General features: G+C 76.1%; 11 protein-coding genes. 6 read left to right on the top strand and 5 right to left on the bottom strand.

The genetic code is table 11. The annotated features are described in order from the left end of the window. The first annotated feature begins 52 nt into the window (after positions 1-52). Positions 53-625, top strand: coding sequence for an RNA polymerase sigma factor (locus tag MUK52_RS27465; protein WP_284580959.1), 573 nt, complete (start codon positions 53-55; stop codon positions 623-625). Here MUK52_RS27465 and MUK52_RS27460 read toward each other — a convergent pair. Genes MUK52_RS27460 through MUK52_RS27450 form a run of 3 tightly spaced genes read right to left on the bottom strand, consistent with a single transcriptional unit; the run spans position 552 to position 4,631 of the window. Beyond that, a complete protein-coding gene (locus tag MUK52_RS27460) occupies positions 552-1,628 on the bottom strand; it encodes a MerR family transcriptional regulator (protein WP_284580957.1) in 1,077 nt (358 codons plus the stop codon). The two genes, MUK52_RS27465 and MUK52_RS27460, sit on opposite strands and share 74 nt — an antisense overlap. A gap of 25 nt (positions 1,629-1,653) precedes the next feature. Beyond that, positions 1,654-3,027, bottom strand: a complete 1,374-nt coding sequence (locus MUK52_RS27455) for a cryptochrome/photolyase family protein (protein ID WP_284580954.1) — start codon at positions 3,025-3,027, stop codon at positions 1,654-1,656. After that, entirely contained in the window at positions 3,024-4,631 is a 1,608-nt protein-coding gene (locus MUK52_RS27450; protein WP_284580952.1) for an SDR family oxidoreductase, read from the bottom strand. The genes MUK52_RS27455 and MUK52_RS27450 overlap by 4 nt, the downstream gene beginning before the upstream one ends. A gap of 155 nt (positions 4,632-4,786) precedes the next feature. On the opposite strand from MUK52_RS27450, the gene MUK52_RS27445 reads away from it, so the two are divergent. The 3 genes from MUK52_RS27445 to MUK52_RS27435 all read left to right on the top strand — a co-directional run bounded on the left by MUK52_RS27445 (position 4,787) and on the right by MUK52_RS27435 (position 7,922). After that, positions 4,787-5,266, top strand: a complete 480-nt coding sequence (locus MUK52_RS27445) for an Lrp/AsnC family transcriptional regulator (protein WP_114056455.1) — start codon at positions 4,787-4,789, stop codon at positions 5,264-5,266. A 109-nt stretch (positions 5,267-5,375) separates the two neighbouring features. Next, positions 5,376-6,731 carry a cytochrome P450 gene (locus MUK52_RS27440; protein WP_114056456.1) on the top strand — a complete coding sequence of 452 codons (1,356 nt, stop codon included), beginning with the start codon at positions 5,376-5,378 and terminating at the stop codon, positions 6,729-6,731. 66 nt (positions 6,732-6,797) lie between these two features. Continuing rightward, positions 6,798-7,922: an FAD-dependent oxidoreductase gene (locus MUK52_RS27435; protein WP_284581786.1), complete on the top strand. Its 1,125-nt coding sequence runs from the start codon at positions 6,798-6,800 to the stop codon at positions 7,920-7,922. A 60-nt stretch (positions 7,923-7,982) separates the two neighbouring features. On the opposite strand, the gene mltG is transcribed toward MUK52_RS27435, so the two are convergent. Together mltG and MUK52_RS27425 are read right to left on the bottom strand one after the other, a co-directional pair. Beyond that, complete coding sequence (gene mltG / locus MUK52_RS27430; protein WP_284580948.1) at positions 7,983-8,873, bottom strand: endolytic transglycosylase MltG; 891 nt, start codon at positions 8,871-8,873, stop codon at positions 7,983-7,985. A 63-nt stretch (positions 8,874-8,936) separates the two neighbouring features. Beyond that, positions 8,937-10,859, bottom strand: coding sequence for an ABC transporter ATP-binding protein (locus MUK52_RS27425; RefSeq protein WP_284580946.1), 1,923 nt, complete (start codon positions 10,857-10,859; stop codon positions 8,937-8,939). Positions 10,860-10,946: 87 nt separating this feature from the next. On the opposite strand from MUK52_RS27425, the gene MUK52_RS27420 reads away from it, so the two are divergent. Beyond that, positions 10,947-11,408: a MarR family winged helix-turn-helix transcriptional regulator gene (locus MUK52_RS27420; protein WP_114056459.1), complete on the top strand. Its 462-nt coding sequence runs from the start codon at positions 10,947-10,949 to the stop codon at positions 11,406-11,408. 19 nt (positions 11,409-11,427) lie between these two features. After that, positions 11,428-14,364 carry an FAD-binding and (Fe-S)-binding domain-containing protein gene (locus MUK52_RS27415; RefSeq protein WP_284580944.1) on the top strand — a complete coding sequence of 979 codons (2,937 nt, stop codon included), beginning with the start codon at positions 11,428-11,430 and terminating at the stop codon, positions 14,362-14,364. The last annotated feature ends 89 nt before the right edge of the window (positions 14,365-14,453 follow it).

Below are 14,453 nucleotides of genomic sequence, written 5' to 3'. Positions count from 1 at the left end.
GCGAAAACGATGCGAGTGGCCCGGACGGCCGCCTGACCGGGAGGCTCTGCCCATGGATGCAGCGGAGCACGACGAGCGGTTGGCAGCCGGTTTCGCAGCCGGTGACGAGCGGTGCATGGAGGCCGTCTACCGGCGCTGGCGGCCCCTGGTCCACGCCCTCGCCCAGCGGAGCCTGGGCGACGAGCGCGAGGCCGAGGACGTCACGCAGCAGGTGTTCCTCGCGGCCTGGCGCGGGCGGCACGGCTACCGGCCGGGACCGGGAGGGCTGGGGGCGTGGCTGACGGGCATCACCCGCCACAAGGTGGCGGACGCCCTGGAGGCCCGGACCCGGCGGGCCCGGGCGGCGGCCGCGGCCGCGCGGGTGGCCCCGGCCCCGGACAGCGCGTGGGGCGCGCCGCGGCCCGTCGCGGAGCAGGCGGTGGACCGGCTGGTGGTCCTCGGGGAGCTGGCCCGGCTGCCGTCGGCGCAGCAGCGGGTACTGCGGCTGGCGTTCTACGGCGACCTGACGCAGGTGCAGATCGCGGACCGCACGGGGCTGCCGCTGGGAACGGTCAAGAGCCATATGCGCAGGGCGCTGCACCAGCTGCGGCGCTCCCTGCCGGAGGCGGCGCCTGCGCTCCGATGACGGCGAGGGCGGAGCGCAGCCCGTGCAGCCGCACCGTGCCCGGTACGGGTGTGCCCGCGCCCCAGCCGGGGCCCGCGAGCAGCAGCGCCGACTGCGTGCGCGCCCCCCGGAGCCCCCACTCGATGCGGGCCAGGGACCGGACGAGGGCCTGGTCCGCGGTCGTACGGGACTGGGCCCACAGGACGACGGCCCGGGGGCCGGTGCGCCGTACGGCGTCGTGCAGGGCCTCTGCGGGGAGCGCGGCGCCGAACATGCGGGTCGGGATGCCGCGCTCGCCGAGGGCCGCGTTCAGTGCCTCGACGGGCAGGGTGTGCTGCTCCCCGGGAACGCAGGCGAGGAGGACGGGCGGGGTGTGCGGGGGCGCGGGCCGGGGCCGGACCCGGTGCAGGGCCTGCGAGACGTGCCAGGACAGCAGGTGCTCGACCTCCACGTACCGCTCCCCGGCGGTGGCCCACTTGCGGCCCACCGCGTGCAGGGTGGGCGCTATCACCTCCTCCCAGGCGGTGACGAGGCCGTGCTCGGCCAGGGCCGCGTCGAGCAGCTCCGCCACGGTCGGCGCGTCCAGGCGTACGGCCGCCCGGGACAGGCCGCGGCACTCCGGCCGGACCGCCCCCAGCGGCAGGCCCCCGCCGGGCCCTCCCGGGGCCTCCTCCGGAGCGGGGGCCGGCGCCGCGGCGGGGCGGGTGGGCCCGCCGGCGCCGCCGAGCGCGGTGCGGGCGGCCTCCGCCGGCGGGACGCCCTGCGCGGTGAGCCGGCACATCAGCTCCAGGCGGGCGATGTCCTGCGGGGTCCAGCGGCGGTGCCGGCCGTCCTCGCGGTGGGCCGGGCCGATGGCGTAGCGGCGCTCCCAGGAGCGGACCGTCGTCGGGGAGACGCCGAGGCGGCGGGCCACCGCGCCGGTGCTCAGGGCGGCCTCGGGCGGGGCCGGCCGCGGCGCCTCCGCCGCCCCCTCGGGCGGCGGGGGTGCGGGCTGCGCCGGGGATGCCGGGGGCGTGGCGTCCATCTCCCTCACGATACGGCCCGCCGGTTCACTCGGAGCCCCGGCCGCGGCGGAAGCGGTCGAGGCCGTCGGCGAGCCCGATCAGGGGCGCGGGATAGTCGTACCGGGCCCGCTCGGCCTCCGGGAGCCGCCACGGCTCGTGCACCTGCGGCGCGGGCAGGCGGGCGAGCTCGGGCACCCAGCGGTGCACGTACCGGCCCTCGGGGTCGAAGCGGAGCCCCTGGCGGACCGGGTTGAGGACCCGGTTGGGCCGGGTGTCGGTGCCGGTCCCGGCGACCCACTGCCAGTTGAGCTGGTTGTTGGCGAGGTCGCCGTCGACGAGGAGGTCGAGGAAGTGCCGGGCGCCGATCCGCCAGTCCACGTACAGGGTCTTGGTGAGGAAGCTCGCGGCGAGGAGGCGGCCGCGGTTGTGCATCCAGCCCTCGTGGCGCAGCTGGCGCATCGCCGCGTCCACGACCGGGTAGCCGGTGCGGCCCTCCTTCCATGCCTCGGTCTCCTCCTCTGCGTCCCTGCCGGTGCGCCAGCGGTCCCCGCGCGCCCGGTAGTCGCGCCAGGCGCAGTCGGGGCGGGCGGCCAGCACCTGGTGGTGGAAGTCGCGCCAGCACAGCTGGCGGACGAAGGCGTCCGCCCCGGTCCCGCCGGCCGCGCGGGCCCGCTGGACGGCCTCGGTGGCCGAGAGGGTGCCGAAGTGCAGGTGCGGGGAGAGACGCGAGGTGGCGTCGCCGGCGAGGTCGTCGTGGGCCTCCTCGTAGCGGGCGGCGCCGCTGCGGAGCCAGCGCGTCAGGAGGGCGCGCGCCTCGCGCTCGCCGCCGGCGGCCAGGCCTGGGGAGACGCCCGCGACGCCACTGCGGCGGGGCAGCGGCTCCGAGCCCGGTCCGTCGGGGACGGGCACCGTGCGCGGGGCGGCGAGCACCGGGCGCAGCGGGAGGTCGGCCCAGCGGCGGAAGTAGGGGGTGAAGACGGCGAAGTGGTCCGAGGAGGCGGGCAGCACCGCCCCGGGGGCGGCGGCGGTGATGACCGCCTCGTGGACGTAGAGCCGGCGGCCCTCCGCTTCGAGGGCGGCCCGCAGGCGCTCCTCGCGGGCGCGGGCGTGGTTGCTGACCCCGGCGGCCATGTGGACCTCGTCGGCGTCGCACTCGCGGACCAGGGCGCACACCTCGCGGGTCACGTCGCCGGAGCGCAGGACGAGGCGGCCGCCGCGGTCCCGGAGGGCGGCGTCGAGATCTGCCAGGCAGTCGGCGAGGAAGGCCAGCCGGTTGGGGGCGGCGAAGCCCGCGGCGTCGACGGCGCGGTCGCGGACGAAGAGCGGGACGACCCGGTCACAGGAGGAGAGGGCCGCGCGCAGCGGCGGGTGGTCGTGCAGGCGCAGGTCGGAGGTGAACAGGACCACCGCGACGTTCATGGCTTCGGGCTCCGCTCCGGGTCGTGCGGGGATCCGGGAGGATTCCCCTCGCCCCCTCCTTCGGCCGGGGCGCGGCCCGCGGATGCGCCGGCCGGGGCGGCGGGCTGCTCCTCCAGGCGGCTCGCGGCGTTGGCGATGTTGCGGGCCATTCCGCCGAAGACGACGGCGTGGAAGGGGGAGACGCCCCACCAGTAGAGGTGGCCGAGCAGGCCGTGGGGGTGGAACAGGGCGCGCTGCCGGTAGCGGGACCGCCGGCCGGCGGGCGTCCCGGCGGGGCCGGCCGGCTCGGCGTACATCTCCAGCCAGGCCAGTCCGGGCAGCCGCATCTCGGCGCGCAGCCGCAGCAGCCGGCCCGGCTCGATCTCCTCCACCCGCCAGAAGTCGAGGGAGTCGCCCACCCGCAGCCGGGCCGCGTCGCGGCGGCCGCGGCGGATGCCGACGCCGCCGACGAGCCGGTCCAGCCAGCCCCGTACCGCCCAGGCCAGGGGGAAGGAGTACCAGCCGTTCTCGCCGCCGATCCCCTCCACCACCCGCCACAGCGCGGCCGGGGAGGCGTCCACGTCCCGCTCGCGCTCGTCGGTGTAGAGGCTGCCGCCCGCCCAGTCCGGGTCCGTGGGCAGCGGGTCGCTGGGGGCGCCCGGGGTGCCGGCCGAAGACCAGCGGGTGGCGACGCGGGCCTCCTTGACCTGGGTGAGGGCGAGCGTCAGCGCCTGGTCGATGCCGATGGGCGAGCCCGGCGGATCGGGGACGAAGCGGGCGATGTCGTGCTCGGCGCAGACGACCTCGTGGCGCAGGGACTCGGCGAGCGGGCGGGCCAGGGCCCGCGGCACCGGGGTGACGAGCCCGATCCAGTGGCTGGACAGCCGCGGGGTCAGCATCGGCACGCGCAGGATCAACCGCGGCGGGAGGTGGGCCACGACGGCGTAGCGGTGCATCATCTCCTCGTACGTGACCACGTCGGGCCCGCCGATGTCGAAGGCCCGGCTGACGTCGGGCGGCATGGCGGCGCTGCCGACGAGGTAGCGCAGCACGTCGCGGACGGCGATGGGCTGGACGCGGGTGCCGACCCAGCTGGGCGTGACCATGACGGGCAGCCGCTCGGTGAGGTAGCGCAGCATCTCGAAGGACGCCGAGCCGGAGCCGATGACGACGGCGGCGCGGAGCACGGTGGTCGGGACGCCTGAGTCGAGGAGGATGTCGCCGACCTCGGCGCGGGAGCGCAGGTGCGGGGAGAGGCCGCGGACGGGGACGCCCGCGGGGGTCAGGCCGCCCAGGTAGACGATGCGGCGGACGCCGGCCGCGCGGGCGGCGTCGGCGAAGATCCGGGCGGCGGCCCGGTCGCGGTCCTCGAAGCCGGAGCCGCCGCCCAGCCCGTGGACGAGGTAGTAGGCGACGTCGACGCCCTGCATGGCCGCCGCGACGGAGGCGGCGTCGCCCACGTCGCCGCGGACGGCCTCCACCCGCCCGGCCCAGGGGTGGTCGCGCAGCTTCTCCGGGGAGCGCGCCAGGCAGCGGACGCGGTGGCCCGCGTCCAGGAGCTCGGGTACGAGGCGGCCGCCGATGTAGCCGGTGGCGCCGGTGACCAGGCAGTGCAGGCCGGCCATGGTTCTCCTTCCGTCGTCCCCGCCGCTTCCTCGGCCCCGCCGCGGAAGTCCTCCGCGGCGCGGTCCCGTACGGGATTCGGCCGCTCCGGTCCGCGCGGATGCGCCGGCCGCGGCGGGGGCGCGGCCGGGCGGCGGGCCGTTGGTACAGTCGCCGCATGGCGGTGGACGAACTCGACACCCGCATCCTGCGGCTCCTGATCGAGCAGCCGCGTACCAGCATCCGCGAGTACGCCCGGATCCTCGGGGTGGCGCGCGGCACGCTCCAGGCCCGGCTGGACCGTTTGGAGCGCACCGGGGTGATCACGGGGACGGGGCCGGTGCTGTCGCCGGCCGCGCTCGGGCATCCGGTACTGGCGTTCGTGCACGTCGAGGTCACCCAGGGGCACCTGGACGAGGTCGGCGAGGCGCTCGCCGCCGTCCCCGAGATCATCGAGGCGTTCTCCATCACCGGCGGCGGGGACCTGCTCACGCGGGTCGCGGCCCGCGACAACGAGCACCTGGAGGACGTCATCCAGCGGCTGATCCGCCTCCCGGGCGTGGTCCGCACCCGCACGGAGGTGGCGCTGCGCGAGCGGGTCCCGCACCGGCTGCTGCCGCTGGTGGAGGCGGTCGGACGGGCCGCCCGGAAACCCTGACCGGGTCCGCCGGACGACAGTGTGTTCTCGGCCCAACCCTCCCCGCACATGGCCGGATTGGGCCGACGGGGATCTGGTGGGGCGGGCCGTCCGCTGCCACGATGCGTGCGTGACAGCCACCCTGACGCCCCCGGGCGCCGAGCGCGGACCGCGCCGGTGGCCCCTCGTGGGCAACCTGCCGGCCTTCGCCCGCGACCCCCTGGCCTTCTTCGAGTCCCTGCGCGACGGGCACGGCGACTGGGTGCCCTGGGCGCTCGGCCCCAAGCGCAACGTGCTGGTCTCCCGGCCGGAGCACGCGGGCGAGCTGCTGGGCGCCGTCGAGAAGACGTTCCGGCCGATGGAGTTGGGCTGGGCGTTCCACCAGCTCCTCGGGGACGGCGTCGTCGTCGCCACCGGGGAGGAGTGGCGGCGCAAGCGCGCCCTGGTGCAGCCGGCGGTGCGGCCCCGCCAGGTCCGCTCGTACGCCGCGACGATGGTCGAGTGCGCCGACGCTCTCGTCCGCGGCTGGTCCGACGGGGACCGCATCGACGTGCACCGTGAGATGGCCGGGCTCACCCAGCGGATCGCCGTGCGCACCCTCTTCGGCAGCGACGCCGCGGGGCGCGAGGCGCCCATCAGCGCGGCCATGGCCACGGCCCAGCGGGAGCTCGGCGCGGAGTTCCGCGGGGTGACGCTGTTCCTGCCGCCGTGGGTGCAGACGCCGGGGCGGCGCCGGCTGCGGCAGGCCGTCGCCGTGCTGGACCGGGAGATCGACCACGTCATACGCGAGCACGAGGCGGCCCGCGCCGGCGGCACGGAACGCGACGACCTGCTGAGCCGGCTCCTCGCCGCCCGCGACGACACGGGGGCGCCCCTGACGCGCAAGGAGCTGCGGGACGAGTCGATCACCCTGTACATCGGGGGCCACGAGACCACCTCGACCACCCTCACCTGGGCCTGGCAGCTGCTGTCCGGGGCGCCCGCGGCGCGGGACCGGCTGACGGAGGAGCTGGACCGGGTGCTGGGCGGCCGGCTTCCCGCGTACGAGGACTACGAGCGGCTGCCCTTCACCCGCCAGGTGGTCAAGGAGGCGCTGCGGCTGTACCCGCCGGTCTGGCTGATCTCCGCGGTCGCCGGGGACGGCGCGGCGATCGGCGGACGGGCGGTGCCGGCGGGGACCGCCGTGTGGACGAGCCCCTGGTCGATGCACCGCGACGGGCGGTGGTTCCCGGAACCGGAGGCGTTCCGGCCGGAGCGGTGGGACGCCGGCGCCGAGGGCCAGGCCGACGAGCAGGCGTGGATTCCGTTCGGCGGCGGGCCGCGGGCCTGCCTCGGGGCGCGGTTCGCGCTGGTGGAGGCCGCGCTGGTGCTGGCCGTGCTGGCCCGGCGCTTCCACCTCGACACCGGGCCCGAGCCGGTGCCGGTCTTCCCCGGGCTGACGCTCCAGCCCGCGCGGCCGGTCCCGGCGCTGCTGCGGCAGCCCTGACCGGCCCGGGAGCCGGTCGGGAAGATCCCGGCCGGCAGGTCGGTTGGTAGAACCGTGAACGACATCATGCGCGGTGTGCGGGCCGGGGCGTCCGGCGGGGACGTCGACGTCGTGGTCGTGGGCGCCGGGCAGGCCGGCCTGTCCACCGCCTACCACCTGGCCCGCGCCGGGATCGGGCACGTCGTGCTGGACCACGCACCGCGCCCCGGCGGGGCCTGGCAGTTCCGCTGGCCCTCCCTCACGTACGGCAAGGTCCACGGCCTGCACGCCCTGCCCGGCATGGAGCCGGGGGGCACCGACCCGCTGCGCCCCTCCTCCGAGGTGATCAGTGCGTATTTCGCCGCCTACGAGGAGCGGTTCGGACTGGACGTGCGCCGGCCTGTGCACGTCACCGCCGTACGGGAGGGGCGGGCCGGGCGGCTCCGCGTGGAGTCCCCGGCGGGCACCTGGTCCGCACGGGCCCTCGTCAACGCCACCGGGACCTGGGACCGGCCGTTCTGGCCGCGCTACCCGGGCCAGGAGTCCTTCCGCGGACGGCAGCTCCACACGGCGCAGTACCCGGGGCCGCAGGCGTTCGCCGGGGCCCGGGTCGTGGTGGTCGGCGGCGGCACCTCCGCGGTGCAGCACCTGTTGGAGATCGCGGAGGTGGCGGCGGAGACCACCTGGGTGACGCGCCGGCCGCCGGTGTTCCGCGCGGGGCCGTTCGGGGAGGCGGAAGGGCGGGCCTCGGTGGCGCTGGTCGAGGAGCGCGTCCGCAGCGGCCTGCCCCCGCAGAGCGTGGTCAGCGCGACCGGGCTCGCCCTGAACGAGGCCGTGCGCGCCGGGCTGGCCTCCGGGGTCCTGGAGCGGCAGCCGGTGTTCGACCGGATCACGCCGAGCGGTGTGGCCTGGGCGGACGGGCGGCATCTGGAGGCGGACGTGATCCTGTGGGCGACCGGCTTCCGGGCAGCGGTCGACCACCTGGCGCCGCTGCGGCTGCGCGAGCCGGGCGGCGGCATACGGCTCGACGGGACCCGTGCGGTCCGGGACGAGCGGGTCCACCTGGTCGGCTACGGGCCGTCGGCGTCGACGATCGGGGCCAACCGGGCGGGCGGCGCCGCGGCCCGGGAGATCCGCCGCCTGCTGGCCCGCGAAGGCGCCGCCGGCGACGGCGGCCGCGCAGGGGAGCCGGTCCCCGCGGAGGCCTCCTGAGCGTCCGTGTCCGGTGCCGCGGCCGGAAGGGTCCACCGTGGCGCGGCGCCCGGCACGGCACTAGCCGGTGCGCGCTCCGGGCTGCTGCTGGGCGCGGTCGGCCACCATGCGCGTGCCGGCGTCGGCGGTGCGGAGCCGGTTGAACTCGGCCACGTGCTTGCGGTGCTCCTCGTAGGTCGCCGAGAAGCGGGTGTCCCCGGGTTTGACGGTGACGAAGTACAGCCACTTGCCCGGGGTGGGCGCGACCGCCGCGGCCATGGCCCGGAGTCCGGGGCTGTCGATGGGGGTCGGCGGGAGGCCCTGCCTCCGGTAGGTGTTGAAGGGGCTGTCGATGCGCGTCTCGCTGAGCTTGGTGTCCACCGTGTGCCGGTTCAGCGCGTAGTTGAGGGTGGAGTCCATCTGGAGCGGCATCGACCTGGCCAGCCGGTTGTGCACGACCCGGGCGACCTTGCCCATGTCCGCGGCCGAGTCGGCCTCCGCCTCGATGATGCTGGCGAGGGTGGCCGTCTGGTACGGGGTCATGCCGTGGGCCCGGGCGCCGTCGGCGACGGCCTTCGTGGCGAGCTTCTCGTTGGCCGTGCGGACCATGGCCGTGAGGAGTTCGGCGGGGGTCGTGCGGGAGGTGACCGGGTACGCGGCGGGGAACAGGAAGCCCTCCGGATTGCCCTTCGCCTCGGCGGGCAGGTCGAGCACCGCCGTCGCGGCGGCGGTCTTGGCGGAGCCGGCGGGCAGGCCGAGGACGCGGTCGATCGCGGCGTAGACCTCGGGGGCGCGCCGGCCTTCCGGAATCAGGAGGTGGCGGGGCTTCTCGGCGGCCTCGTCGGCGCCCCGCAGCATCGGGACGGCGATGAGCGCGCCGGTGGCGAGCAGCATGCCGAGGAAGAGCGCCAGACGGCCCCGGCGGGTCAGCCGGGAGCGGCGCCGTGGCGGACGGTACTCATGACGACGCATGCCGGCACGCTAACCCGGCAAGGGCGACATTCCCGGCACCACACCCCGCAGCCTGTCATACGATCACACGTTCACCGGCGCGGAGGGGGCCAGTTCCCCCTCGGAGGCGCCGGACCCGCCGGGCCCGCCGACTTCGCTCGGCTCCTCGGGCGGGGGCGGCCCCAGAGGTGCGCGGGCGGTCTCGCGGTCCCGCCGAAGCAGGGCCGCATATCGGCCGCCGGCTGCCATGAGTTCGTCGTGGGTGCCGCGCTCGGCGATGCGGCCCTGGTCCAGGACGACGATCTGGTCGGCGTCGCGGACGGTCGAGAGGCGGTGCGCGATGGTGATGGTGGTGCGGCCCGCGGAGAGCTCGTCGATCGCCTGCTGCACCGCGTGCTCCGTCCGGGTGTCGAGGGCGCTCGTCGCCTCGTCGAGGATGAGCACCGGCGGGTCGCGCAGGATGGTCCGGGCGATGGCCAGGCGCTGCTTCTCCCCGCCGGAGAACCGGTAGCCGCGCTCGCCGACCAGGGTGTCGTACCCCTCGGGGAGGGACGCGATGTGGTCGTGTATCTGAGCGGCGCGGGCGGCTTCGGCGATCTCCTCGTCGGTGGCGTCCGGCTTGGCGAAGCGGAGGTTGTCGGCGACCGAGGCGTGGAAGAGGTAGGTCTCCTGGGAGACCACGCCTATGGAGCGGGCCAGCGAGTCGAAGTCGAGGTCCCGCACGTCCACGCCGTCGATCGCGACCCGCCCGCCCGTGACGTCGTACAGCCGGGGCACCAGGTAGCTGAGGGTGCTCTTGCCGGAGCCGGTCGGACCGACCACGGCGAGGGAGCCGCCGGCCGGGACGGTGATGTCGATGCCCTTCAGCGCGGGGCCGCTGCGGTCGTCGTAGGCGAAGTCCACGCCCTCCAGCCGCACCTCGCCCCGGGCCCGGCCCAGGCGCACCGGGTGCTCCGGCTCCGTGATCTCCACCGGCAGGTCGAGGTACTCGAAGATGCGGGCGAACAGCGCGAGGGAGGTCTGTACCTGCACCCCGGTCGACAGCAGGCTCACCGCGGGCCGGAACAGCGCCTGCTGGAGCGTCACGAAGGCCACGAGCGTGCCGACGGAGAGCGAGGGCGCGCCGGACTGGAGGGCGATGCCCGCCGCCCAGTAGATCATCGCCGGCATGGCGGCCATGACGATGCCGATGGTCGACATCCGCCAGCGCCCGGCCATGCTGGCCCGCACTTCGAGCGCGACGAGCTTCTCGGACTCGTCGGCGAAGGAGCGGGTCAGGGAGTCGGCGCGGCCCATGGTGCGCCCCAGCAGGATGCCGCTGACCGACAGGGACTCGGTGACGGTCGCGGCCATGGCGGCCATCTGCTTCTGCCGCTGCGCGGTGACCTGCTTGCGCTCGTTCCCGACGCGGCGGCTGATCCACACGAAGACCGGCAGCAGGAGCAGCGACACCAGCGTGAGCCGCCAGTCGAGGGCGAGCATCGCGACGACGGTCGCGATCACGGCCGTCAGGTTGGAGACGAGCGAGGTCGCGGTGGAGGTGACCGTGGCCTGCATGCCGCCGATGTCGTTGGCGATGCGGGACTGCACCTCGCCGGTGCGCGTACGGGTGAAGAAGGCCAGCGGCATCCGCTGGAGGCGCGCGTAGACGGCGGTGCGCAGGTCGTGCATGACGCGCTGGCCGACCGTGGTCGAGACGAACGTCTGGACGACGCCGAAGACGCTGGTGACGACAGCGGTCAGGATCATGCCGAGGGCGAGCAGGCTGAGCAGACCGGTCCGCCCCTGCGGGATGGCGACGTCCAGGATCTCCCGCAGCAGGAACGGCGAGGCGACGCCGACCAGCGAGGAGGCGCAGACGAGCAGCCCGACCACGGCGAGCCGGCCGCGGTAGGGGCGGAAGAGGCCGACGATCCGGCGCAGTTCGCGCGGCCGCTCCTGCGGGCCGGGGCGGCGGGGGTCGAGGGGCTCCTCGGGCGGTGTCCAGTTCGGTTCCTCGGGGCGCATGGGCCTCCTTCTGGCGGGACTCCCACTGAGCATAGGTCATTGTTACCTAGGTTCACAATGAGCCCGGTCCTGGTACTGTTTCCCAGTATGAGCACCGCTCCCGAGACCGACAGCACGGACGGCGTCCTCGCCGAGCAGCTGCTGCGGCTGACCCGGCGCCTGCACCGGATCCAGAAGCGCCATCTGGAGCCGCTGGGCATCACCCCCGCGCAGAGCCGGCTGCTGCGCCTGGTCTCGTACGCCGAAGGCGACCGGCCGCCCCGGATGGCGGACCTCGCCGCCCGCCTCGAAGTGGTGCCCCGCGCGGTGACGACGCTGGTGGACGGGCTGGAGGCCGCCGGCTGCGTGCGGCGCGCACCCGACCCCGCCAACCGGCGCGTCATACGGATCGAGCTCACGGACACGGGGCGCGAAACGCTGCGCCGGCTGCGCAGCGCGCGGACCGACGCCGCGGAGGAGATCCTTGCCCCGTTGACCGCCGAGCAGCGGGACCAGCTCGGCGGCCTGCTGGACGCGCTGACGGACGCCCCGCGGGGGCGCGACTGCTGACGGGAGCGAGGGGTCGCCGATGCCGCTGCTGGAACCCGAGCCCGGGGCCCTGCGCCCCGCCGGCATCCGGGGCCCCTCCCCCGACCGGCTGCCCGACCGGCTGGCGGCGGGCACGCCGGAGCCGCTGAGGGGCGGCCTGACGGAGCTCCTCGGGCCGCGGAAGGTGCTGTGGAAGGCCTCCGACCTGGTCCGCTATGCCTCCGACGCCTCCCCGTACCGGTTCGTGCCGCAGGCCGTCGTCCTCGCGGAGGACCTTGACGACGTCTCGGCCGTGCTGTCCTACGCCCGCGGCCACGGCAGGGACGTGGTCTTCCGCGCCGCCGGCACGTCGCTGAACGGCCAGGCGCAGGGCGAGGACATCCTCGTCGACGTGCGCCGCCACTGGACGGGCGCGGAGGTGCTGGAGGAGGGGCGGCGGATCCGGATCCGGCCGGGAACGACCGTCGCGCGCGCCAACGCCGCCCTCGCCCGGTACGGCCGCGTCCTCGGCCCCGACCCGGCCAGCGCGGCGGCCTGCACGGTGGGCGGGGTCGTCGCCAACAACGCCTCCGGCATGACAGCCGGAACGACGCGCAACGCCTACCGCACCCTGTCCTCGCTCACGTTCGTCCTGCCGAGCGGCACCGTCGTCGACACCGCCGACCCCCTCGCCGACGAGGAGCTGGCCCGCGCGGAACCCGCGCTGTGCAGGGGGCTGGCCGCCCTCAAGCGGGAGGTCGAGGCCGATCCGGAACTGGTCGCCCGCATCCGGGCCAAGTACGCGATCAAGAACACCACCGGCTACCGGCTCGACGCCTTCCTGGACGGCTCCACCCCGGTGGAGATCCTGCGCGGCCTCATGGTCGGCTCGGAGGGCACGCTCGGCTTCCTCGCCGAGTTGGTCTTCGACACCCTGCCGCTGCACCGCGCGGCCGCCGCCGCCCTGCTGTTCTTCCCCTCGCTGCCCGCCGCGGCGGCGGCGGTTCCGCAGTTCAACGACGCCGGGGCCGCCGCCGTCGAGCTGATGGACGGCAACACCCTGCGCGCCTGCGCCGGCACCGCCGGAGCCCCAGCCGACTGGGCCGGCCTGCCGAAGGACACCGCCGCCCTGCTGGTGGAGTTCCGCGCCCCGGATGCGGCCGCGCTCGCGGAGTGCGAGCACCGGGCCGCCGGCGTGCTGGCAGGGCTGGACCTCGCCGCCCCCGTTCCCTCGGCCGCGGGTGCCTTCACCCGCGACCCGGCGGTCATCGCCGGGTTCTGGAAGGCCCGCAAGGCCTTCGTCACCGCGGTCGGCGGGGCCCGCGCGGCCGGCACCACCCTGGTCACCGAGGACTTCGCCGTGCCGCCGGCCCGGCTCGCCGAGGCCTGCGCGGCCCTGCTGGACCTCCAGGCCGAGCACGGCTTCGACACCGCCGTCGCCGGCCACGCCGCCCACGGCAACCTGCACTTCCTCCTCGCCTTCGACGCGGCCCGGCCGGCCGACGTGGAGCGGTACGGCGCGTTCATGGACGCCTTCTGCCGGCTCGTGGTGGAGCGCTTCGACGGCTCGCTGAAGGCCGAGCACTCCACGGGCCGCAACATGGCCCCCTTCCTGGAGCTGGAGTGGGGTCCCGCCGCGACCGCGCTGATGTGGCGCACCAAGCGGCTCGTCGACCCTGAGGGCGTCCTCGCCCCCGGCGTCCTCCTCGACCGCGACCCGCGGGCGCACCTGCGCGGCCTGAAGACGATCCCGCGGATCGAGGCCGTCGCCGACCCGTGCATCGAGTGCGGGTTCTGCGAACCCGCCTGCCCCAGCGCCGACCTGACGACCACTCCGCGCCAGCGCATCGTGCTGCGCCGGGAGATGGTCCGCCAGAAGCCCGGCTCCCCCGTCCAGGAGGCCCTCCTCGACGCGTACGGGTACGACGCCGTCGACACCTGCGCCGGCGACTCCGCGTGCAGGCTGGCCTGCCCGGTCGGCATCGACACGGGCGCGCTGATGAAGGACTTCCGCCGCCGTCGGCACGGCCTCCTGGAGGAGCGGGCGGCGGAACTCGCCGCCCGCGGCTTCCGGGCCGTCGAGGCTGCGGCGCGGCTCGCCGCGGCCGCCGCCGACGGTACCGCCGGCGCCACCGGGGGCCGGCTCCCGGCCGCGGTGACCGGGGCGGCGCGGCGGCTCGTACGGCCCGACCTCGTGCCCGCCTGGCTGCCCCAGCTGCCCGGCGCTGCGGCCCGCAAGCCCCCTGCGACACGCCGCAGCGGGGCCGCCGCGGTCTACTACCCGTCGTGCGTCAACCGGATCCTAGGCGGCCCGCCGGGCGATCCGGGCCTCTCGGTCCGGGAGGCGCTGGTCGCCGTTTCCGAACGGGCGGGGAAGCCGGTGTGGATCCCCGGCGACGCGGCCGGCACCTGCTGCGCGACCATCTGGCACTCGAAGGGCTACGGGGCGGGCACCCGCCTGATGGCCAACCGGATCGTGGAGGCCGCCTGGGGCTGGACGGCTGGCGGGCTGCTCCCCCTCGTCGTGGACGCCTCCTCCTGCACGCTCGGCATCGCGCAGGAGGTCGTCCCCTACCTGACGGACGGGAACCGGGCGCTGCACGCGGAGCTCACGGTCGTCGACTCGGTCACCTGGGCGGCGCGGGAGCTGCTGCCCGGCCTGCGGATCCTGCGCACGGCCGGCTCGGCCGTGCTGCACCCCGCCTGCTCCATGAACCGGCTCGGCACGGACGGGCACCTGCGGGAGGTGGCCGCCGCCTGCGCCGCGGAGGTGGTCGTCCCGGACGACGCCGGCTGCTGCGGTTTCGCCGGCGACCGGGGCATGCTCCACCCGGAGCTGACGGCGGCCGCGACGGCGCGCGAGGCGCAGGAGGTGGGAGGCCGCGCGTTCGACGCGCACCTGTCCGCGAACCGGATGTGCGAGGTGGGGATGGAGCGGGCCACCGGACGGGCCTACCGCTCGGTGCTCGTCGAACTGGAGCGGGCGACGCGCCCCTGACCCGGCCTGCGCGGCCCCCGGCCGGAAGGCCCGGGGGACCGCGCCGGGCCTGGGGGAACGCGCCGGCGCAGCGCCGGTGCAGGCACTGC

It is taken from the genome of Streptomyces sp. 2P-4, assembly GCF_030167965.1.
Taxonomy (GTDB): domain Bacteria; phylum Actinomycetota; class Actinomycetes; order Streptomycetales; family Streptomycetaceae; genus Streptomyces; species Streptomyces globosus_A.
This window is presented reverse-complemented; position numbering and strand designations above follow the sequence as displayed.

Coding starts and splice junctions, on each gene's coding strand:
- MUK52_RS27455 (WP_284580954.1), bottom strand. CDS start 3,027: ATGAACGTCGCGGTGGTCCTGTTCACCTCCGACCTGCGCCTGCACGAC.
- MUK52_RS27460 (WP_284580957.1), bottom strand. CDS start 1,628: ATGGACGCCACGCCCCCGGCATCCCCGGCGCAGCCCGCACCCCCGCCG.
- MUK52_RS27450 (WP_284580952.1), bottom strand. CDS start 4,631: ATGGCCGGCCTGCACTGCCTGGTCACCGGCGCCACCGGCTACATCGGC.
- MUK52_RS27435 (WP_284581786.1), top strand. CDS start 6,798: ATGCGCGGTGTGCGGGCCGGGGCGTCCGGCGGGGACGTCGACGTCGTG.
- MUK52_RS27420 (WP_114056459.1), top strand. CDS start 10,947: ATGAGCACCGCTCCCGAGACCGACAGCACGGACGGCGTCCTCGCCGAG.
- MUK52_RS27445 (WP_114056455.1), top strand. CDS start 4,787: ATGGCGGTGGACGAACTCGACACCCGCATCCTGCGGCTCCTGATCGAG.
- MUK52_RS27425 (WP_284580946.1), bottom strand. CDS start 10,859: ATGCGCCCCGAGGAACCGAACTGGACACCGCCCGAGGAGCCCCTCGAC.
- MUK52_RS27415 (WP_284580944.1), top strand. CDS start 11,428: ATGCCGCTGCTGGAACCCGAGCCCGGGGCCCTGCGCCCCGCCGGCATC.
- MUK52_RS27465 (WP_284580959.1), top strand. CDS start 53: ATGGATGCAGCGGAGCACGACGAGCGGTTGGCAGCCGGTTTCGCAGCC.
- mltG (WP_284580948.1), bottom strand. CDS start 8,873: ATGCGTCGTCATGAGTACCGTCCGCCACGGCGCCGCTCCCGGCTGACC.